This is a genomic window from Ruegeria sp. YTSB088, from assembly GCF_059609825.1.
In genome coordinates this window covers 81,629-101,854 of the sequence record NZ_JBXWMM010000003.1, presented here as the reverse complement: position 1 = coordinate 101,854, position 20,226 = coordinate 81,629, and the positions used below count along the sequence as shown (strand labels likewise).

The following is a 20,226-nucleotide window of genomic DNA, read 5'->3' as shown; positions in this document are numbered from 1 at the left end:
GGCAGGTTTTGTCCGGCCTAGCGTAGCGCAGTCACTTTGTAGACCTGGAACGCCGCATCTTCCGTAGTTTGTACCCGCATGAGGTAGTCAGGGATTTCACCTGCAACCAAGTGCGATTGCAAACCACGACCCTGTGAGGCCCAGAACCAGAATTCGGCACGCGGAGCGGACGTGCAGAGCATGACGTAATCCACATCCAGCTCAGTCAGACGTGATCCGATCTGAGAGGCGTCCGAGCGGAACAGTTCGATCTGCGCCAGAATTCCAGCCTGATTCCGATGGTAATTGCCCGCCAAAACAGAATGGTCGGTACGGCGCAGAACGTTTGCGGCAAAGTCGAAATCAACAAGAACTCTCCCGGCTGGAAGATCACGCAGGGCCGCATAGGCTTCGGGCGTTTTGCAGGATGCCCCGGAGTTTTGCCGTGACTGCCGGGCCGGCAGCGCCGGTGCGGCAAGAGACGGCCCGGCAAAACGCCCCAGTTGTTCCTCGATACTTGCACCGATTTTCGGTGAGATGCAGAGAACAAAAGCAACCATCGCAAGCCCAGATACCGCGCGGCGACTGCTCGCATAGCGGGTGTAAAGGAAACGCAGGATCTGCGCCTGGACAGCCACCAGCGAAACACCCAGGAACGTCATCATTCTGGACTGATAGAGGAACACCACCAGGCCGGTCACGATCAGTGCCAGAAACAGGGCGTATTCCAATCTGAAAGGCGACCTGACTGCAAAGATCAGGGCGGCTGCCATGGTGACGAACGACATTGCGATCAGGGCCAGAACTTCGCCCCTGTGCAGCTCCAATATGACACTGATATTCTGCGCTTCTGCCACCTGGCTCAGCCAGTAGTCCCGCATGTCCTGAGGCAGGGCTTCGATAGGGTTGCTGAGGCAATGCGGGGCAAAGCTGTAAGCGCAGACCAAGGTCACCGCACCAACCGCAAGGAACGAACTGATGCGGCCCCAAAGCGGCCAAGCAGACCCAACCCGGGCTGCAGCGCAAAGACCCATCGCGGCGACGCTTGCCGGTAACGCCACACTGAGTGTCAGGGCGTCACAGCTTGGGAACAGAAAGGCCTTTTGTCCTGTAGTTGCAAGGCTGATCAGCACAAGCGTCACGGTCAGCCCTACACCAAATGCCATGGTCGGGCGGCGGGCCGGTTCGCCATTGATGATCCAATCAACGGCAAAGAATATTGCGACAAGCGCGATCTGCAATATCGATTCAGTGCCTATCGATACCGAAAGCGCCAGGCTGGCACCCAGCAACCATCCGGCATATGGTTTGTCCCTGCGCAATGCGAACAGCATCAGGGCCGTAGCGAACAGAAGAATCTGAGCATTGTGGTGATCAAACGAAAAATAGTCGAACTTCCGGGAGTGTTCGAGCGCCAACACACCCACAACCAGCGCCGAAACAGCACCTTCCCGCGCGCCCAAAACGCTTCCCGTCACGGCTAAGGCCCACAAGGTCAGACCCGCCAAAAGTGAGGGCCAGACAAAAGCCGTCACCTGAAGGGCCATATCAGGCGGCAAGACCAACCCGAATGTTCTGTAGAGCAAGGCAATCGGCGCGTCGATCAGTCGAGACCAATGCATCAGCGTACCGCCCTCGGGGCCCAGCCGATACTGTTGGCTGTCGAACCAGCCCTGCCCCTGCAACAGATCCTGCACGACCACCCAGCGCATTACGTCGTCAGAGCCTTCCTGATGACCACTTAGGGCCATAAGAACCAGAAGTACCGCATAGGCGCATACAAAAAATCGCAGAACCAGCCGGTCTGCGAAAAGACTGTATGTTCCCTGCGAATTCTGCATGGTCCTCTGCCCTTGACGATCTTGCCCGCGACGGACCTTACAGGACAGACGTGACTGAATTGAGGCAAAAGGCCCAGTCAGCGTTTCTTCCTTTTGACGAGTGAATACAGCTAAGCCATACAGGCGGAATGTGGCCAGTCATGGGCGCAACGGCTCCGGATCCCGGCTAGCTGACGCTTTCTTCTTCAAGATGCAGTTTCATCTCGATCAGAACCTGTTGCAGCAAGCTGGTTTCTTTCAGCAGCCGCTTGGCTTCGTTGACCGTGATGATTCCGTCTTCGATTGCGGCCTGATACTCGGTCATCAACATCGCAAACCGCTGGCTGAGCGCTATGACATCCGAATTAACACCACCGGTGCGGGGTGTGGCTGTGTTGCTGTCGCAATAGGACAAGGTGATGTTCTTCAGATCTGCCAAAGCCGACGTTACATGCGGAAATGTCGCCACGTTTTCAAGGCGGGCCACCGCGTCCACAGGCATGAACCTGTCCTCGTGTTCAGCATTGTCGGAATAGTACCGTCCTAAAGTCGCCTTGGATTTTCCTGTAATTTCGCACGCGGCTTCGATTCCAACATCTTTAACCAGCGCTTCTGTGTGTTTTTTCAGATAGGCCCCGATATCTGCCATTGTTTTACCTTTGTTACCTGCAAACGCCTGCCCGTTGTCCAAACAGGGGAAAGCGTGGGTAAATTTCCCATAACCAAGTCATAATTGAAATGTCATACATTGGCTATCCCTCAGATATGCGGGGGATTTTGTGAGTGAGTGGCGGCAGTTCAAGCCGGTAATGAGTGATTGCAGGGTGATATTGTTAAACCTTGCTGCGTTTTGGCCACATGTTGGCCGACGGCGTCGCTGTTGCAGATGTGGGGGTTCCATCCCCTAGAGCGTAGCTCGGCCTCTGCGAACGCAACGGCGACGTCGCTCCACCAAAACGATTGATATCTTGTTCCTTTTCCACAAGCGTTTTAGACCCGCGTCATGGCAAAGCTGTACTTCAACTATTCAACCATGAACGCGGGGAAATCGACCGTGTTGCTGCAAGCCTCGCATAACTATCGCGAGCGCGGGATGCAGACCTACCTGATGACCGCAGCCATTGACGGAAGGGCGGGTGCCGGACGGATCGCATCGCGCATCGGCATCTCGGAGGAGGCTGATACCTTCACGCCCGGCGACGACGTCTTTGCGATGATCCGAAATCGTCTGAACGAAGGTCCCGTAACCTGCGTGTTCATCGACGAGGCCCAGTTCCTGTCCGAAGCGCAGGTCTGGCAATTGGCGCGCGCCGTCGACGATCTGGACGTACCGGTGCTGGCCTACGGGCTGCGGGTGGATTTTCAGGGCAAGCTGTTTCCGGGATCAGCGGCGCTGCTGGCGCTGGCCGATGAGATGCGTGAAGTCCGCACCATATGCAAATGCGGACGCAAGGCCACGATGGTGATACGTCAGGACGAAAACGGCAAAGCCATCACCGAAGGTGCCCAGGTTCAGATCGGAGGCAACGAGACCTATATCTCACTCTGCCGCAAGCATTGGCGCGAGGCGGTGGGCGACTAGACCGGGTTGGGCAATGCCTCGCCCGCCACAAAGGCCGCTACGTTATCCAGGGCCATGTGTCCCATGCTGCTGCGCACCTCTTCGGTGGCTGTGCCCAGATGGGGCAGCAGGGTGACGTTTTCCATTTCACAGAGCGCCTGTGGTACTTCGGGTTCGAACTCGTAGACATCCAGCCCCGCCCCCGCGATCTGACCTTTTTGCAACGCCGCAACGAGGGCCGCTTCGTCTACAACCTCTCCCCGCGCGATATTGACCAGAATGGCCGAAGGTTTCATCGTCTCAAGAACCTGCGCATCGATCAGGTGTCGGGTTTTGGCACCGCCGGGAACGGCGAGCACAAGGAAATCGACCGAGGCGGCGAGTGCTTTAAGGTCAGGTGTGAACTCGGCCGGGAAGTCCAGTTTCTTGGCGCTTCGGGATTGATAGGCCACCTGCATTTCAAAACCGAAATGGCACCGGCGCGCGATGGCCTGCCCGATACGGCCCATCCCGACGATACCGACGCGTTTGCCGGTTACATGGTGACCCAGCATTTGCGTGGGATGCCAACCCTGCCATTGGCCTGCGCGGACCAGCCGTTCGCCTTCGCCCGCGCGCCGGGCCGTGCTCAACAGCAGGGTCATGGCGATATCCGCCGTGGCACCGGTGACTGCGCCGGGCGTGTTGGTCACTGCGACTGATGCGGCGCGCGCTGCCTCGACATCGATGTGGTTGTAGCCGACGCCAAAATTGGCCAGTAGCTTGCATCGAGGCGAGCCTGCATCCGCAAATATCCTAGCCGAGAACTGATCGCCCAGCGTGGGCACGACCACGTCGAAATCCGTCAGAGCGGACAGCATTTCCCGGCCCGTCATGGGCGCCGTATTTTTACGAATCTCAACGTCAAACGCGGCGCGGGCGCGGGCCTCGACTGCCGGCGTCATCGGGCGTGTGATCAGCAGTTTCATCAGTGCATCCGCCCGCCTGTCGGAACTCTGCCGTCGGGACCGATCAGAACAATCTCGCCGTTTTCATCGGGCAGACCCAGCACCAGAACCTCGGACATGAACCTCCCGATCTGGCGAGGGGGAAAGTTGACCACGGCCATGACCTGTTTGCCCACCAGAGTCGACGGATCATAATGCGCGGTGATCTGGGCCGACGTCTTGCGCTCGCCGACCTCATCACCGAAATCGATCCACATCTTGATCGCGGGCTTGCGGGCTTCGGGATAAAGTTCAGCGCGGATCACCTCACCCACGCGGATATCGACCTTGAGAAAGTCGTCGAAAGAAATCTCACTCACGTGACAGCTCCTTGGATCGGTCGGTTGCGGCCTTGACCGCACGGTGCAGCAAGTCAGGGAAGCCGCGTTCTTCATGCATCAGCACCTCAAGCGCGGCCTGGGTCGTGCCGTTCGGCGAGGTTACATTGATCCGCAGTTGTGACGGATCCTCGTCTGCGGCCTTTGCCAGCGCTCCGGCCCCGGCCACGGTCGATTTGGCCAGTTTCATCGCAAGGTCATGTGGCAGGCCGTGCGCCTCGCCGGCTTTGGCAAGCGTTTCAATCAGATGAAACACATAGGCGGGCCCGGATCCGCTGAGGCCGGTGACCGCATCCATCTGCGCCTCATCCGTCAGCAGTACCGTTTCGCCAATCGCCGAGAGCAGGTTTTCCGCAAGCGTCAGATCATCAGGTGATGCGTTTGAATTCCCGATCAGCGCGGTAATGCCCTGACGGATGGCGGCGGGCGTATTGGGCATGGCGCGAATGATCGGGGTGTCGCTGCCCAGAACGGATTCGAACGTGGCAATCGAGGTGCCCGCCGCGACCGAAATAAACAGACTGCTGCCACCGCCCAGCGCCTGAATGGCGGGCAATGCCTCGCCCATCATCTGCGGCTTGACCGCGACCAACACCACGGCGGGGGCTTCGGGCAGGGGTGTGTTGATGTTGACGCCCTGCGCCTTCAGCCAGTCGGATGGGTGTGGGTCGATCACCCAAACGGACGCTGGCGGGAGGCCGTGTTCCAGCCATCCCGCCAGCATTGCGGACCCCATCTTTCCGCACCCCAGAAGCACAAGCCCCTGTTCGGCCACACGCGTCATGTCCATTTGCCCCTCCCGCGTTACATGTCGGTTTGGGGCAAAGCTTTACGCCCGGCCGTAGGCCTCTGCAATGGCCACTTGCATGGCTTCTTCTGGTCCTCGATTTCCCCAGGTGACCAGTTGGATCGCCGGGTAGTACCGTTCTGCGCTCATGACGGCAGCGGTGATCATCGTGTCGATCTGCTCCGCGCTGGCTGTCTGTCCGCCGGCGAGGACCAGCCCATACCGGTACACCATCAGCTTCTGGTTTGCCCAATAGGTAAAGGCACCTGCCCAGCACTGATCATTCATCTTGTTGAGCAGCTCATAGAGCTGCATTTCCCGCTCGGCCGGCGGTTCCATTTCGAACGAGCACACCATCCGCAGCGTTTCGTCATAGTTGGACCAGGCGAGTGTGATCGAATAGGTGCGCCACTGGCCTTCGACAGCCATGGCAATCTGATCGTCCCCTATACGATCAAAATCCCAGTCGTGATGTTCGGCCAGATGTTCAACAATGTCGATCGGATGAATGTCTTCTTCGAGATACTGCTCGGAAAGGGCCATAATGCCACCTCACTAATCTCTAGCATTTCGGGGCTGGCAGCGCCCCAGCGCTAGTTGCCTGCTCTACAAACCGGGCTTCCCCCATTGGCCTGTACTAAATATGGTGCGATGCGGCGCTGGTTCTGGCAACCCTATTTGTTGGGGATAACAGCAATAAGTTGTGGACAGAAAGCAACGGGGATCAAAATATTGACTCTTGAACCAGCTTTGTCTTGATTAAATCCCGCGATGCTTCAGAATGCACGGCGCCGTACAATCCCGGCTGGATTGCGCGGCGTCAGAGTTTGTCCAAAATTGTGAAAACAGGAAACGCTCGGGGCGTCACTTGTCCTGTTTTGCCTCAAGCGCGGCAATGCGGGCTTCGAGAGCGGCGTTTTCTTCGCGCGCTTTCTGGGCCATGGCGCGGACGGCGTCGAATTCTTCACGCGTGACAAAATCGCGATCGGCAAGCCAGCGATCGATCATCGACTTCATCGCATTTTCGGCCTCTTCCCGCGCGCCCTGCGCGACACCCATGGCGTTGGTCATCAGCTGGGACACGTCGTCCAGTATCTTGTTGCGGGTTTGCATATCTTTACTCCGGTATCGCGGTTGATCTCTATATGGGGAAAGATTGCCGCATGCTCAAGGTTGACTTGTCCTGCAATCCCCGGGCAATGAGACGCACATGCAGGCTGTTCTGAATTTCCCCGATCTGTCGCCCGAACTGTTCTCGATCTCGCTGTTCGGGATGGAGTTCGCGTTAAGGTGGTATGCGCTGGCCTATATCGCGGGCATCCTGATTGCGTGGCGGCTGGCGGTCGTGGCTTTGCGCCGCCCTGCCCTGTGGCCAGCCGACGGCCCACCGATGAAACCGGACCAACTGGAGGATCTGGTCACCTGGATCATTCTGGGCGTGATCCTGGGCGGGCGGCTTGGCTTTGTGCTGTTTTACCAACCCGGCTATTACCTGTCGCATCCGTTTGAGATATTGAAGGTCTGGCAAGGCGGCATGGCGTTTCACGGGGGTCTGCTGGGCGTGATCCTTGCCTCTTATCTGTTTGCCCGACGCCATCGGATCCCGACCCTGTCCCTGGGCGATCTGGTTGCTTACACCGTTCCACCCGGCCTGCTGCTGGGACGGCTGGCCAATTTCGTCAATGCCGAGCTGTGGGGCCGTCCGAGCGACCTGCCATGGGCCGTCATCTTTCCCGGTTTTGCCGCGCAGGACTGCCCCGGCGTGGGAGCAGGAATGTGCGCGCGTCACCCATCGCAGTTATACGAAGCAGCACTGGAAGGTGTGTTGCTGGGCGCGCTGTTGCTGTGGCTGGTTTATCGACGCGGCGCGTTTCACAAACCGGGCTTTGTCATGGGCCTGTTTCTGGTGGGCTACGGTGCGTCGCGCTTTGTCGTCGAGTTCTTCCGTCAGCCGGATGCGCAGTTCGTGTCGCCCGGCAATCCGATGGGGCTTGCCTTGCATGTGGGCGGATATGGTCTGACCATGGGGCAAATCCTGTCGCTGCCCATGATCGCGCTTGGCCTGTGGTTTGTCCTGCGCGCAGGGCGGGCAAAATGAGCTTGAAAGACCACCTTGTCGCCCGCATCCGTCAGGATGGGCCGATGAGCGTGGCCGATTACATGGCCGAATGTCTTCTGCATCCCACGCGGGGCTATTACACAACACGCGATCCGCTGGGGGCTGCCGGGGATTTCACCACGGCACCGGAAATCAGCCAGATGTTTGGCGAGCTGATCGGGCTGTGCCTTGCGCAAAGCTGGATGAATCAGGGGCGGCCCGCGCCGTTCACCCTGTGCGAGTTGGGACCCGGGCGCGGCACTCTGATGGGCGATATACTGCGTGCCACACGGGCCGTAGCAGGATTTCACGATGCTGCCCGGATTGTACTGGTCGAGGCCTCGCCGGTCCTGAAACAGGTGCAGGCGGACACTCTGAGGGATTACACACCGAACTGGGCCGACAGCGTCGCAGAGCTGCCGGACCAGCCGCTGCTGTTGGTGGCGAACGAGTTCTTCGACGCGCTGCCTGTTCGGCAGTTCCTGCGCGACGGCGACGGCTGGAGTGAACGCCTGGTCGGCGAACGCGACGGCGAATTGCTGATTGGACGGGGGCCCAACGGACCGCAAGTGGCGCTGACTGACAGGCTTTCGGACACCAAGGATGGTGATCTGGTCGAGCTGTGCGCGGCAGCGATTCCCATTCTGACCGTGATTGCCGGTCGGATCGCCAGCCATGGAGGCGCCGCGCTGATTGTCGACTATGGCGACTGGCATTCATTGGGCGATACGCTGCAAGCCCTGCAAAACCATGAGCACGCCGATCCGCTGGCGGCACCCGGTCAAGCCGACCTGACCGCGCATGTGGATTTTGAACCTCTTGCCATTGCGACCCGCGCCTGTGGTTGCAGGCACACACGCCTGACACCGCAGGGCGTGTTTCTGGAACGGCTCGGCATAACTGCCCGGGCACAGGCTTTGTCCCGTACGCTGAGCGGTTCCGAGCTGGATGCCCTGATTGCAGCGCATCGCCGGTTGACGCACCCGGACGAAATGGGAAATCTGTTCAAAGTGATGGGCCTCTATCCGGCCTATGCTGCGCCACCGCCAGGATTAGAGCCATGACACTGGAAATTCTGACTTCAGACATGCTTTCCCCATTTCGTCATGGGTTCTTCACCCGTCGCGGCGGAGCTTCTTCCGGTATCTTCGACGGGTTGAATTGCGGCTTTGGATCGTCAGATCAGACCGAAGTTGTTGCACTGAACCGTCGGCGGGTTGCTGATGCGATGGGTGTTGCGCCCGAGGCGATGATTGGCGTGCATCAGGTGCATTCCCCAACAGTTCTGACGGTTGAACAGCCTTTGGAAGGTGAAAAGCCGCGCGCGGATGCCGTCGTAACGGCGACACCCGGTCTGGCGCTCACGATTCTGACAGCAGATTGCCAACCGGTTTTGTTTGCCGACCCGTCGGCCAATGTGATCGGAGCGGCCCATGCAGGCTGGCGCGGTGCGCTGGACGGTGTGCTGGAGGCGACGCTGGACGCCATGGAAGCGCTTGGCGCAAGGCGCCAGAATATCAACGCCGTCATCGGTCCCTGCATTTCGCAACGCGCGTATGAGGTCGGGCCTGAGCTCCTGGACACTTTCATGACCGATTCACCGGACAACTCGCGTTTTTTTGCCAATGGTCAGGATGACCGGCTGCAATTCGACCTGCCCGCTTTTGGTCTGCACCGCTTGCGGCAGGCCGGTGTCGGGCAGGGGGAATGGACCCGGCACTGCACGTATTCCGACCCGGACCGGTTCTATTCCTACCGCCGCACAACGCACGCAAACGAGGCCGATTACGGGCGGCTGATCTCGGTCATAAGATTGTGATTTTGGACCAGATTTAGGCGTCGCGCCACTTTTCCGCCACATTTGTTGTGTTTATCGGAATCAGAATCGTAACGAGTTTTGTCAGAAATCAGATGGTCATCTGACGTCCATGTTCCGGACGCTGGCGTGTTGAATGGAAGGATAGACCGATTATAAATTTCTTGTCTGCAAAACATCCCGGATAAGCCTTATCCATGCCGCAAACGCGCGTCAAAAAAGGGTCATAACGGATGCGGGAAACAAACCCGTTCAGAGCAGGACCAGAAAATGAAAACCAAGTCTCGCTTTATAAAAGCCATGGTCGCCGCCACGCGGAGCCAGAAGCTGGAAATGCCGTGGAAGCGGGTATCAAGCCATTCTGTCAGAGTCGCCAGTCGCATCGCGGCACGACGCTGAGGCAGAAGCACCCTGAGGCCAAGCTGCCGGTCTCGATGGGGTGAACGCATAACGGGCTTGCTCCTGCCCGATGTGTGGAGCGTCACGATCTGAGGGGGTCGGGACGAGTTTAGGAGTTGTGTGTGCGGGCAATTTTCGCCCGTGAAGTACGAGTTTGTCTGGGGGGTCAATGTGTTGACCATTGGAAAGCGCAATTTTGTCGCCATGCGGGGTCTGACCGACTGCCGCCCATGGGTCACCCATTTGTTTCAAGACAAAGAACCAGTTCGTCAGGTTGGCCTGTACGGGGATACGCCGCGCTTGATCGGACATTTTGAGGGGACGGAATATTTATGACTATTCCTAGTTCACTGGCCCGCGCGGCCAGAAATGCAATCGAAACGACGGCCATGCTGCGGGACGCACCGCGCCCGGTTGCAAAACCAAAGGCTCAGCTGCGCCGGTATGAAGTCAGCAGCCTGTTGAAAAACGGGAACATTGTTCAGACCAGACACATCGCGCCGGCCCTGCCGATGTTCGAAGATGCCTTTTGTGCCTTCACGCGTGGGTCGCTGGTTGAAACCGAACATGGGCCGATGGCAATCGAAGACCTGATGCCGGGGGATACGGTCCTGACTCAGGAAGGCGCGTCCGAAACCGTGCTGTGGAAGGGATCTGTCACTCTGATCCCGGGACGTCCGGATTCGCGGGGCCGCACGCGGCCGCTTACGCGCATCATGGCGGATACATTCGGGATGCAAAAACCGATGTCGGGTGTAATCGCCGGGCCTGCGGCGCGGATCGTGGGCACGCCGGCGCATTTGCGGCATCTGCATGGGAATAGCCCGATTCTGACACCTGTATCCGAATTCCAGGATGGAACGGGCGTGATTGAAACAATGCCACCGACGCCAGTTGAACTGTTTCACATTTGTCTAAAACGGCATTCCGTTATTCGGGTAGATGGTTTACAGTTCGAAACGTATCACCCAGGTGTGAACGCGGTCCGGATGATCAGCCACTCGTTACGGTCGGTTTATCTGAACCTGTTCGCGCATATCGAATCGCTCAACGATTTTGGCCCGCTGCTGATGCCGCGCGCCGGAGACGGGGAAATTGACGCGATGACAGCCTGAGTGCGATAGCGATTACTGCATTATGGGGGGCATCATGCAGCTGGTACTAAGTTGGATTCTATCCTTGGCGGTGGCTGCTATGCTGCCACCGAACACCGCACAGACAAAACGTCTGGGCGTTACGCCGTCCGGTTCATTCGTTCTTCCAGAACGTCGAACGGCACGCCTGGTTCGTCTTTTGCGCCGCGGATAACAAGCGATGTCTTGACGCTGGCCACGTTTGGCGTGGTCAGCAGTTCACCGGTCAGGAACTGCTGAAAACTGCTGAGATCAGGTGCGACGCATTTCAGGATGAAGTCCACCTCGCCGTTCAGCATGTGACATTCCCGGACCAGTGGCCATTCACGGCAGCGTTCTTCGAACGCGCGCAGCTCGGTTTCGGCCTGACTGTCGAGCCCGACCATGGCGAACACCTGCACTTCAAATCCCAGTTCGCGGGAATTCACCTCGGCGTGGTAGCCGGTGATATAGCCGGATTCTTCCAGTGTGCGCACCCGGCGCAGACAGGGCGGCGCCGAGATTCCGACCCGTTTTGCAAGTTCGACATTGGTCATCCGACCGTCTGCCTGCAATTCCGCCAGAATCTTGCGGTCGATATCATCCAACCGAGTCGTGACCATCAAATGCTCCTGATTTTTGCGGTTCTTATATCAGCCCCCCACGCGCACGCAATAATGTTTCGCACATGCGCAATTTTCTTTGTTTTCAAATCCCTCATTTTCCCCGCACCCTACGCAGGGTCGCTTGCGAAGTCATAAACAGTAAGGGGCTTTAAGCCGGGTCTGTCGGTCGCTATATCGGGGCGACGGGCCAAAGGCCCAATTCAGGCAATTCGAGCGGGGATACCATGGCCGACACACGACACACCAAGGTTCTGATCATCGGATCGGGGCCCGCAGGATACACCGCGGGCGTTTACGCAAGCCGCGCCATGCTGGAACCCATTCTGGTACAGGGCATCGAGCCCGGCGGCCAGCTGACGACAACGACCGAAGTCGAGAACTGGCCCGGCGACACCGAGGTACAGGGCCCCGACCTGATGGTCCGGATGCAGGATCACGCCAAGGCGATGGGCTGTGAGGTGATCGGCGACATCATCAGCGATCTGGACCTCAGCCAGCGCCCCTTCACCGCCAAGGGCGACAGCGGCACCACATACACGGCGGACGCCGTCATTCTGGCGACCGGCGCGCGCGCCAAGTGGCTGGGCCTGCCGTCGGAAGAGAAATTCAAGGGCTTTGGCGTTTCAGCCTGCGCCACCTGCGACGGGTTCTTCTATCGCGGACAGGAAATCGTGGTGATCGGCGGCGGCAACACGGCCGTGGAAGAGGCCCTGTTCCTGACCAATTTCGCCAGCAAGGTGACTCTGATCCATCGCCGCGATGAGTTGCGCGCGGAAAAGATCCTGCAAGACCGGCTTATGAAGAACGATAAAATCGAACCACTGTGGTTCCACCAGTTGGAAGAAGTGATCGGCACCGATGCGCCGCTTGGCGTTGAGGGCGTTCGCGTCAAACATGTCAAAACCGGAGAGATCACTGAAATCCCCTGTAAAGGCGTTTTTGTTGCCATCGGCCACGCGCCTGCAAACGAGCTGGTCAAGGACACGCTTGAAACGCATATGGGTGGCTATGTTGTCACCAAGCCGGGCAGCACCGAAACCTCGGTTCCGGGCGTGTTCGCAGCAGGCGATCTGACCGATCACATATATCGTCAGGCGGTCACAAGCGCCGGTATGGGCTGCATGGCGGCACTGGATGCCGAGCGGTTCCTGGCGGAAAACGAATAACACGGGCTCGGAATCTTCCGGGCTGCTTCGGAAAAATCAGATCCGTCGGTGATCAGAGTTTCAATGACAGTGCCCCAAGGTTTCGTGGGGCACTGTACGAATTCAGCTGCAACGTGATCGTTGCCCGACAACAGCAACAACTGCCAATCCCTTGACCGCCAGCCAGCAGCGTATCAGGATTATCTTGGGAAAAGCGAAGAACAGGTGAGCATTTGAACAACGCTCTTTGGCGCGGCGGGTGGTCAACCCGACTCAGGATCGGCAGTGGTCTTGTGTTGTTTGTCTTCGCGTTCTTCCATTTCATAAACATTGGCTTAGGCCTGTTTCATACCGATTATCTGCACGGGATGCAGGACGGCCGGAAGGCCATCACCCGCCACAATGCCATCAGCGTGCTTTTCTATGCTGCCCTGTTCACGCATGCTGGTCTGGCCCTGACGTCGATCGCGCAACGCAGAACCCTGCGGATGCCCTTCAGCACGGCCTTGCAGGTCGGTCTGGGCTTGCTGATTCCGCTGCAACTGATCTCGCACATCGTGCAGACGCGGGTCGCGCACGAGGTCTACGACGTCAACGACGAGATGGGATATATCATCATTCTGATGTGGCCCAGTATCGCCGTATGGATGCAAAGCGCCTTGTTGCTGATCGTTTGGATACACGGGTGCATCGGCTTGCATATGTGGCTGCGGCTGACCCGGTGGTGGTCGCGGGTCGCGCCCTATCTGATTGGTGTTGCAGTTTTCGTGCCTTTTTTCGCACTGGCCGGCCTGTTGACCGAAGGGCGTCGCATATGGGCCGACTTCGCTGATGAATTCCTGCGCGATCAATATATTGAGCACTACAACTGGCCATCGCCCGAGGCCTTCCAGACCCTGTTCAGTGTAAAAGATTATGGCCTTATGGTTTTCTGGCTGGCCCTTGGGGCAACGGGGCTGGTTTACATCGGGCGCAAACTGTGGCGGCGCAGGCATTCGGTGCGCGTGAATTACGCCAAAGGGCCCGAGGTGGTCGCGGAAAAAGGCTTGACCTTGCTTGAGATTTCCCAGGTGAACGGCGTGCCGCATGCCGCCTTGTGCGGTGGAAAGGGGCGCTGCACCACATGCCGTGTCATTGTAGAGGATGGCAGCGACGCCCTGCCGCCGCCCGGCGACGTCGAAGCGCGCAGCCTTGCTGCTGTGGGCGCCTCGCCGCAGACACGACTGGCCTGCCAGATACGGCCAACGGAACCCACCACCGTTTTTCGGGTCTTCAGGCCAGATGGCGGACGCATACGCGGACATGCCAGTCAGGGTCAGGAACGCCAGTTGGCCGTTCTGTTTCTGGACATGCGCAGCTTTACCGCGCGTACGACCGGCCAATTGCCTTATGACATCGTGTTCCTGCTGAACCGGTTTTTCGATGCGGTCGTGCCTGCCATCACCAAGGAAGGCGGTGTTGTGGACAAATATATGGGAGACGGGCTGCTGGCCGTTTTTGAAAAGCCGAATGCGGCGGCGTCCGCCCGTGCCGGATTGCAAGCCGCCATCGACATCAGTCACGCCCTTGATGAATTCAACGCACAGCTCGAGGCCGAAGGCAGCCCCGGCATTCGCATCGGGATGGGTCTGCATCTTGGGGATCTGGTGGTGGGAGAGATCGGCGCCGCGGGCCATGCGTCGAAAACCATAATCGGCGACGCCGTCAATGTCGCCAGTCGTCTGGAAAGCGAAACCAAGGCGCTGAAGGTCGAACTGCTGGTCTCGGAAGAGTTGCTGAAGGCCGCAGGTGTCGTCGTACCACAGGACGAAATCAGGTTGTTCCAGTTGCGGGGCGTGTCTGAACCGATTCCCGCCCTGCTCGTCACCCGTGCATCGACGCTTGAGCAGAACGCCACAAAACAGGAACAGTAATTCTCTGCATGAACCAATAACCTCCGATCGCAAGGATCAGATCATCGATTTGATTTGCGATTTAGAAATTCCTTCCATTTCAACAATATTCGACGCATATCCTCCTTTGTTACATTCACGCTTGTGGACTTCGCCTGTCAATCGGTGCAAACGCCGCGAAACCGCCTGATATCCACTGGCAAATCAACACTGCGATAAGAGTATTACGATGACAATGTTAAGCAATCTGACCCCGATCCCTGAACTGTATGTGTCTTACGACTCGGCGCAAAAGCTCAAGATGGAAGCCGCCGACCTGACCAGCTGGGATCTGAGCCCGCGGCAGATTTGCGATCTGGAGCTTTTGATGAATGGTGGGTTCAACCCGCTGAAAGGGTTCCTGAGCGAAGCGGATTACGACAATGTCGTTGAAAACATGCGTCTGGCAGATGGTACGCTCTGGCCGATGCCGATCACGCTGGATGTCAGCGAAGATTTTGCCCAGAGTATCGAGCTGGGCCAGGACATCGCCCTGCGTGATCAGGAAGGTGTGATCCTGGGCACCATGACCGTGACTGACCGCTGGACCCCGGACAAGGCGCGTGAGGCCGAGAAGGTTTTTGGCGCCGATGACGATACCCACCCGGCGGTCAACTATCTGCATAATGTGGCGGGCAAGATTTACCTGGGCGGACCCGTGGTTGGTATCCAACAGCCCGTGCATTATGACTTTCGCGGACGTCGCGACACCCCGAACGAAATGCGCGCCTATTTCCGCAAGCTGGGCTGGCGCCGCATCGTCGCCTTCCAGACCCGCAACCCGCTGCACCGCGCGCATCAGGAGCTGACCTTCCGCGCCGCCAAAGAGGCACAGGCCAACCTACTGATCCACCCGGTTGTCGGCATGACCAAACCAGGCGACGTCGATCACTTTACACGCGTGCGCTGTTATGAGGCGGTGTTGGACAAATACCCAGCCTCAACCACCTCGATGAGCCTGCTGAACCTGGCCATGCGTATGGCTGGCCCGCGCGAGGCGGTCTGGCACGGTCTGATCCGCGCCAACCACGGGTGCACACACTTCATCGTGGGCCGTGACCACGCTGGCCCAGGCAAGAATTCGGCCGGTGAAGATTTCTATGGCCCTTATGACGCACAGGACCTGTTCCGCCAGTTCCAGGACGAAATCGGCGTCGAAATGGTCGACTTCAAGCACATGGTCTATGTGCAGGAACGCGCCCAGTACGAACCGAATGACGAGATTCTCGACAAGGATGACGTCACCATCCTGAACATCTCGGGCACCGAGCTGCGCCGCCGTCTGGCCGAAGGTCTGGAAATCCCCGAGTGGTTCAGCTTCCCCGAAGTGGTAGCCGAGCTGCGCAAAACCAAGCCGCCACGCAGCCAACAGGGCTTTACCGTGTTCTTCACAGGTTTCTCAGGTTCGGGCAAATCCACCATCGCAAACGCACTTATGGTCAAGTTGATGGAAATGGGTGGCCGACCGGTGACGCTGCTCGATGGCGACATTGTTCGTAAGAACCTGTCGTCAGAACTGGGTTTCTCGAAAGAGCACCGCGACCTGAACATCCGCCGTATCGGCTATGTGGCCAGCGAGATCACCAAGAACGGCGGCATCGCCATATGTGCCCCGATCGCGCCCTATGCCACGACACGCCGCGCCGTTCGGGAAGAGATCGAACAGTTAGGTGCCTTTTGCGAGGTCCACGTCGCAACCAGCATTGAGGAATGCGAACGCCGCGACCGCAAAGGCCTTTACAAGTTGGCACGTGAAGGCAAGATCAAGGAATTCACCGGGATCTCGGACCCCTACGATGTTCCAGAAAACCCGGAACTGCGCGTCGAAACCGAGAATGTCGAGGTCGACAACTGCGCCCATCAAGTGCTGCTGAAACTGGAAAGCATGGGCCTGATCGCAGCAAACTGATTGCGGTCTCTTCTGATTGTATTGGGCGGCCTCCGGACATTCCGGCGGCCGTTTTTATTGGCTTCCAAATGACGATTGCCGATGGTCCTGATGCTGTTCAGGAACTCGTGGCGGGTGTGAAACTGAGATGACGAACAGGTCTCCGACCATTGTCAGTTTCTGGTTGGGATCCGATCTGAGCTTGTCGGAACAACTATGCCTTCAGTCCTTTCCGGATCAAGGACACCGCTTCGTCCTGTGCGTCGCGCACGAGGTCGGCGACCTTGGAACAGATGCTGGATTTCGTTATGTCGACAAACCCGATCCAACCCTGGCGTGGACCCAGATGACGGCTGGGCTGGATGTAGCCCGCCGCCTCCGGCCAGAATACCGGGGGCAGCCCTCGGTTAGCGTTTGCTCATTTTATCGGCGTTTCCGGCAGGTCAACCTGCCCGCGCATCAGGACATACCCCTGACCAGAAACCTTGATGCCCGTCATCGCATCAGGCGGGCCGACACACGTGACGATGGCCTTCCCGGGGCGGCCCATATCGTGACCCTGCTCGGCGATGAAGCTTTCCTTTTTCATCAACCCGTGTTTCCACAAATAGGCGGCCATCGCACCGGTGGCAGACCCGGTAAACGGATCTTCGGGCGGGCTGGGCGGAGCCAGAAGAAGGCGTGAAAACGTATCCCCCACATCGGTTGCCCCTTGCAGCGTGACAAGAAACGGTTCGGCCATATCCGAGCCGGAATAACCCGCAGCTTCAGCCACTTTGCGCAATGGGCCCTCAACCAGTTGAGCGGCCCGCAATGCCGTATGATCCCGCAGAACGGTGATGCAGAACGGCAAGCCGGTTGATACCATCTGAGGCGGCGAAATGATGGCTTCCTGTGGCAGGCTGACCGCTCCCGCCACCAGTTCCGCGGGGACGAGCGCACCGAATTGCGGTGCGACCTGAGTCATTTCGATCTGCTCACCCTGCAACCGGATCGAGACCAGACCCGCACCGGTTTCCAGCGTCAGACTATCGCCCGAGATCATGCCGCGGGATCGCATCGCCGCGACAGTGGCGATAGTCGGATGCCCCGCGAAGGGGATTTCGCGGCTGGCCAGAAAATAACGGACGCGGATGTCGGCCACCTCGGACGGGCCGGTAAAGGTGCATTCGACCAGAGAGGTTTCGCGCACATAGGCCATGCAGACTTCTTCCGTAAGGCGCGCACCTTCGTGGACTACAGCACATCCGTTGCCACCAAATGCGCGATCACTGAAGGCGTCCACCCAGTCAAAGTCAAACCAGCCCATGATGCCGCTCCTGCCTTTGCATGTGCGGCAAGATCACCGCATGAAAAGAAAACGCCACTTCGTTTCAGCAGAGTTTTCGGTCGCCTAGTGAACGGCCACCGGAGACAGATCATGTTCCCGCGCCAGCACAAAGGCCAGCTTGCGGTCTGCGACCAGCGCCAGTTGCTGCCCGTCGGAATCGTGGACGGCGTAAAGCTGATCCAGATCGCCTGCCTGTTCACGAACTTCCCGAGGCAATTCAGATACTTCAACCGTTTTGACATAGACAATACGGTTGCCTTCGGTGTTGATTTCAATCGGTGTATTCATTGCTCTTACCCCTTCCGTATGTTGATCGTCTGAACCACGGTTTCCGGCACGGCGCGGGTCAGATCCACGTGCAGCAGACCGTTTTCCATGATCGCCTCGCCCACTTCGACACCGTCGGCCAGCACGAACATGCGCTGGAACTGACGCGCCGCGATGCCACGGTGCAGGAATATGCGCCCCTCGCTGTCGTCGCGCTGACGGCCCCGGATCACCAACTGGCGATCCTCGATCGTGATTGACAGATCCTCTTCGGCAAACCCGGCCACCGCAAGAGTGATGCGATAGGAGAAATCCGAGGTCTGTTCGATGTTATAAGGCGGGTACCCTTCATTTCCGGCCTTTGCAGACCGTTCCAGAAGGCGTTCCAACTGCTCGAACCCCAATAGATGCGGGTATGAGCCAAGAGTGAGTTTCGACACGTATTTTCGTCCTTCATTGTCAAAGCGACGTGGTGTGCGGCCCCGTTCTGGCAACCGCCTGCAATAGAATATGGGAAGAAACCAGGATGTCCACAAGGTCTGGCGCGATAACGTCTGACACACTATCTTGTTGGCCAAGCACCACAACCAACTCGAGTCGCCAATGAACGCGCCTACCGATCTTTCGATGAAAACAGATGAAGTATTGCGTGTTGAGCTTGAGGTTTTCCGCCGACAGCACCGCGATCTGGATGAGGCGATCGAAGCGTTGCATGAAAAGGGAACGGCCGATCAACTGACCTTACGGCGCCTGAAAAAAGAGAAATTGCGCCTGAAAGACATCATCCGGCTGATCGAAGACCGCCTGACCCCCGATATCATCGCCTGAACGGCCCTCTACCGCATTGCCAGTCAACCGGATTTGGCTATAGTGCGCGCTCTTTCTGAGCGCGGGGACGTATGCGGATGAGCGATGTGAAAGTGGGGATCATCATGGGCAGCCAGTCGGACTGGCCCACGATGAAGGAAGCCGCAGATATTCTGGACGAACTGGGCGTCGCCTACGAAGCGCGTATCGTATCGGCCCACCGCACGCCGGACCGGTTGTGGGACTATGGCAAGACCGCAGTCTCGCGTGGATTGCAGGTGATCATTGCAGGTGCTGGCGGGGCGGCGCATCTTCCGGGTATGATGGCGTCGAAAACGCGGGTACCAGTCATTGGCGTCCCGGTGCAGACCCGCGCCTTGTCGGGCGTGGATTCTCTGTATTCCATCGTGCAGATGCCCAAGGGGTTCCCGGTGGCGACCATGGCGATCGGGTCCGCCGGCGGGGCCAATGCCGGTCTGATGGCAGCGGGCATCCTGGCATTGCAGGATGATGCTTTGGCCGAACGGCTGGACAACTGGCGTGACGCTCTGTCAGCGTCGATCCCCCAGGAACCGCAGGGATGAGCCGGATCGGATTTATCGGCACCGGCCATATCGCCGCGCCGATCGCGCGGCTGATGGCCGCCAAAGAGCACCAGATCAGCGTGACCGAGCGCAACGCCACAGTTTCATCTGCCTTGAAGGCGGAACTGGGCGCAACCGTCGCTGCACCTCAGACCGTGATTGACACCTCGGACATCGTATTCCTGTGCCTGCGCCCGCATATTGCGGCCGACGTTCTGGACCCGCTGATCTTTCGTGCCGATCAGCAGATCGTTTCCGTCATGGCATCGGTGCCCGCCGAGCAACTGGCCGCGCTTTGCGCCCCTGCGTCGGATTTCGTGCAGACCATCCCGCTGGGCTTTCTGGAAACCGGCGGCTGCCCGATGGCAGCTTTTGGCAATGATCGCCTGCTGGCCGATCTGTTTGAGCCCGAGAACCCTGTGGTCAAGGTTGCGGATGAAGCCGCGCTGAACGCGCATTTCGCCATTTGTGCCTTGGTTCCCGGCATTCTGGACCTGATGGTCACCGGTGCCAAATGGCTGGGTGACGCAACCGGGGATACGGACGGGGCCGAGTTCTATACATTGCAGTTGATGGCGGGCTTTCTGGCCTCGATGGAAAAAGGCACCGCCGGGCGGTTGGCGCAAGAGCGTGACGCCCTGGCGACAGAGGACACGCTGAGCCTGCAAATGACGGACGCCCTGAAGGATCAGGGCGCGCACGAGGCGCTGCGTTCGGCGCTTGGCGATATTGGCAAACGTTTGGAGAGTTGA

At 58.5% G+C, this 20,226-nt stretch carries 23 protein-coding genes; 11 read left to right on the top strand and 12 right to left on the bottom strand.

The window, feature by feature from the left end; all coding sequences use genetic code 11:
* Nucleotides 1-17: 17 nt before the first annotated feature.
* Both AC2FFA_RS05935 and AC2FFA_RS05930 read right to left on the bottom strand, forming a co-directional pair.
* The gene (locus AC2FFA_RS05935) at nt 18-1,820 is read right to left on the bottom strand and encodes a hypothetical protein (protein ID WP_496850508.1); all 1,803 of its coding nucleotides are present in this window, start codon (nt 1,818-1,820) and stop codon (nt 18-20) included.
* A gap of 166 nt (nt 1,821-1,986) precedes the next feature.
* Nucleotides 1,987-2,448, bottom strand: a complete 462-nt coding sequence (locus AC2FFA_RS05930) for a hypothetical protein (RefSeq protein WP_117872550.1) — start codon at nt 2,446-2,448, stop codon at nt 1,987-1,989.
* A gap of 354 nt (nt 2,449-2,802) precedes the next feature.
* Here AC2FFA_RS05930 and AC2FFA_RS05925 point away from each other — a divergent pair, with 354 nt between their 5' ends.
* Nucleotides 2,803-3,381, top strand: a complete 579-nt coding sequence (locus tag AC2FFA_RS05925) for a thymidine kinase (protein WP_496674285.1) — start codon at nt 2,803-2,805, stop codon at nt 3,379-3,381.
* On the opposite strand, the gene AC2FFA_RS05920 is transcribed toward AC2FFA_RS05925, so the two are convergent.
* The 5 genes from AC2FFA_RS05920 to AC2FFA_RS05900 all read right to left on the bottom strand — a co-directional run bounded on the left by AC2FFA_RS05920 (nt 3,378) and on the right by AC2FFA_RS05900 (nt 6,584).
* Nucleotides 3,378-4,328 carry a 2-hydroxyacid dehydrogenase gene (locus AC2FFA_RS05920; RefSeq protein ID WP_496850505.1) on the bottom strand — a complete coding sequence of 317 codons (951 nt, stop codon included), beginning with the start codon at nt 4,326-4,328 and terminating at the stop codon, nt 3,378-3,380. The two genes, AC2FFA_RS05925 and AC2FFA_RS05920, sit on opposite strands and share 4 nt — an antisense overlap.
* The gene (locus AC2FFA_RS05915) at nt 4,328-4,666 is read right to left on the bottom strand and encodes a tRNA-binding protein (RefSeq protein ID WP_496850503.1); all 339 of its coding nucleotides are present in this window, start codon (nt 4,664-4,666) and stop codon (nt 4,328-4,330) included. The genes AC2FFA_RS05920 and AC2FFA_RS05915 overlap by 1 nt, the downstream gene beginning before the upstream one ends.
* A complete protein-coding gene (proC, locus tag AC2FFA_RS05910; protein WP_117867908.1) occupies nt 4,659-5,474 on the bottom strand; it encodes a pyrroline-5-carboxylate reductase in 816 nt (271 codons plus the stop codon). Before proC ends, AC2FFA_RS05915 begins: the two co-directional genes overlap by 8 nt.
* A gap of 39 nt (nt 5,475-5,513) precedes the next feature.
* Nucleotides 5,514-6,014 (bottom strand): type III secretion system chaperone family protein, encoded by a 501-nt coding sequence (locus AC2FFA_RS05905; RefSeq protein ID WP_117867906.1) that lies wholly within the window; start codon nt 6,012-6,014, stop codon nt 5,514-5,516.
* A 321-nt stretch (nt 6,015-6,335) separates the two neighbouring features.
* Complete coding sequence (locus AC2FFA_RS05900) at nt 6,336-6,584, bottom strand: accessory factor UbiK family protein (protein WP_117867904.1); 249 nt, start codon at nt 6,582-6,584, stop codon at nt 6,336-6,338.
* 97 nt (nt 6,585-6,681) lie between these two features.
* Between AC2FFA_RS05900 and lgt the strand changes: the two genes are divergently transcribed.
* Genes lgt through pgeF form a run of 3 tightly spaced genes read left to right on the top strand, consistent with a single transcriptional unit; the run spans nt 6,682 to nt 9,388 of the window.
* Nucleotides 6,682-7,569, top strand: a complete 888-nt coding sequence (gene lgt, locus AC2FFA_RS05895) for a prolipoprotein diacylglyceryl transferase (protein WP_496850500.1) — start codon at nt 6,682-6,684, stop codon at nt 7,567-7,569.
* A complete protein-coding gene (locus AC2FFA_RS05890) occupies nt 7,566-8,633 on the top strand; it encodes a class I SAM-dependent methyltransferase (protein ID WP_496850498.1) in 1,068 nt (355 codons plus the stop codon). The genes lgt and AC2FFA_RS05890 overlap by 4 nt, the downstream gene beginning before the upstream one ends.
* Entirely contained in the window at nt 8,630-9,388 is a 759-nt protein-coding gene (gene pgeF, locus AC2FFA_RS05885; RefSeq protein ID WP_117867897.1) for a peptidoglycan editing factor PgeF, read from the top strand. Before AC2FFA_RS05890 ends, pgeF begins: the two co-directional genes overlap by 4 nt.
* 221 nt (nt 9,389-9,609) lie before the next feature.
* Here pgeF and AC2FFA_RS05880 read toward each other — a convergent pair whose 3' ends face one another.
* Complete coding sequence (locus AC2FFA_RS05880) at nt 9,610-9,834, bottom strand: hypothetical protein (RefSeq protein ID WP_496850495.1); 225 nt, start codon at nt 9,832-9,834, stop codon at nt 9,610-9,612.
* Nucleotides 9,835-10,116: 282 nt separating this feature from the next.
* On the opposite strand from AC2FFA_RS05880, the gene AC2FFA_RS05875 reads away from it, so the two are divergent.
* Complete coding sequence (locus AC2FFA_RS05875; protein WP_496674265.1) at nt 10,117-10,899, top strand: Hint domain-containing protein; 783 nt, start codon at nt 10,117-10,119, stop codon at nt 10,897-10,899.
* Nucleotides 10,900-11,018: 119 nt separating this feature from the next.
* On the opposite strand, the gene AC2FFA_RS05870 is transcribed toward AC2FFA_RS05875, so the two are convergent.
* Nucleotides 11,019-11,519 (bottom strand): Lrp/AsnC family transcriptional regulator, encoded by a 501-nt coding sequence (locus AC2FFA_RS05870; protein ID WP_152458979.1) that lies wholly within the window; start codon nt 11,517-11,519, stop codon nt 11,019-11,021.
* A 227-nt stretch (nt 11,520-11,746) separates the two neighbouring features.
* Here AC2FFA_RS05870 and trxB point away from each other — a divergent pair, with 227 nt between their 5' ends.
* From trxB to AC2FFA_RS05855, 3 genes are all read left to right on the top strand, one after another.
* Nucleotides 11,747-12,688 carry a thioredoxin-disulfide reductase gene (trxB, locus tag AC2FFA_RS05865; protein WP_117867888.1) on the top strand — a complete coding sequence of 314 codons (942 nt, stop codon included), beginning with the start codon at nt 11,747-11,749 and terminating at the stop codon, nt 12,686-12,688.
* Nucleotides 12,689-12,900: 212 nt separating this feature from the next.
* The gene (locus AC2FFA_RS05860) at nt 12,901-14,580 is read left to right on the top strand and encodes an adenylate/guanylate cyclase domain-containing protein (protein ID WP_496850493.1); all 1,680 of its coding nucleotides are present in this window, start codon (nt 12,901-12,903) and stop codon (nt 14,578-14,580) included.
* Between the two features lie 208 nt (nt 14,581-14,788).
* A complete protein-coding gene (locus tag AC2FFA_RS05855; RefSeq protein ID WP_496850492.1) occupies nt 14,789-16,507 on the top strand; it encodes a bifunctional sulfate adenylyltransferase/adenylylsulfate kinase in 1,719 nt (572 codons plus the stop codon).
* A 397-nt stretch (nt 16,508-16,904) separates the two neighbouring features.
* On the opposite strand, the gene AC2FFA_RS05850 is transcribed toward AC2FFA_RS05855, so the two are convergent.
* The 3 genes from AC2FFA_RS05850 to AC2FFA_RS05840 form a co-directional block, all read right to left on the bottom strand.
* The gene (locus AC2FFA_RS05850) at nt 16,905-17,795 is read right to left on the bottom strand and encodes a PhzF family phenazine biosynthesis protein (RefSeq protein ID WP_496850490.1); all 891 of its coding nucleotides are present in this window, start codon (nt 17,793-17,795) and stop codon (nt 16,905-16,907) included.
* Nucleotides 17,796-17,879: 84 nt separating this feature from the next.
* On the bottom strand, nt 17,880-18,104 hold the full coding sequence (locus AC2FFA_RS05845; RefSeq protein WP_117872546.1) for a DUF1150 family protein: 225 nt from the start codon (nt 18,102-18,104) through the stop codon (nt 17,880-17,882).
* A gap of 5 nt (nt 18,105-18,109) precedes the next feature.
* The gene (locus AC2FFA_RS05840) at nt 18,110-18,523 is read right to left on the bottom strand and encodes an Hsp20 family protein (protein ID WP_058275530.1); all 414 of its coding nucleotides are present in this window, start codon (nt 18,521-18,523) and stop codon (nt 18,110-18,112) included.
* Between the two features lie 163 nt (nt 18,524-18,686).
* Here AC2FFA_RS05840 and AC2FFA_RS05835 point away from each other — a divergent pair, with 163 nt between their 5' ends.
* From AC2FFA_RS05835 to AC2FFA_RS05825, 3 genes are all read left to right on the top strand, one after another.
* Nucleotides 18,687-18,911, top strand: a complete 225-nt coding sequence (locus AC2FFA_RS05835; protein WP_117872544.1) for a YdcH family protein — start codon at nt 18,687-18,689, stop codon at nt 18,909-18,911.
* 77 nt (nt 18,912-18,988) lie between these two features.
* On the top strand, nt 18,989-19,474 hold the full coding sequence (purE, locus tag AC2FFA_RS05830; RefSeq protein ID WP_117872985.1) for a 5-(carboxyamino)imidazole ribonucleotide mutase: 486 nt from the start codon (nt 18,989-18,991) through the stop codon (nt 19,472-19,474).
* Nucleotides 19,471-20,226 (top strand): NAD(P)-binding domain-containing protein, encoded by a 756-nt coding sequence (locus AC2FFA_RS05825; protein WP_496683286.1) that lies wholly within the window; start codon nt 19,471-19,473, stop codon nt 20,224-20,226. The genes purE and AC2FFA_RS05825 overlap by 4 nt, the downstream gene beginning before the upstream one ends.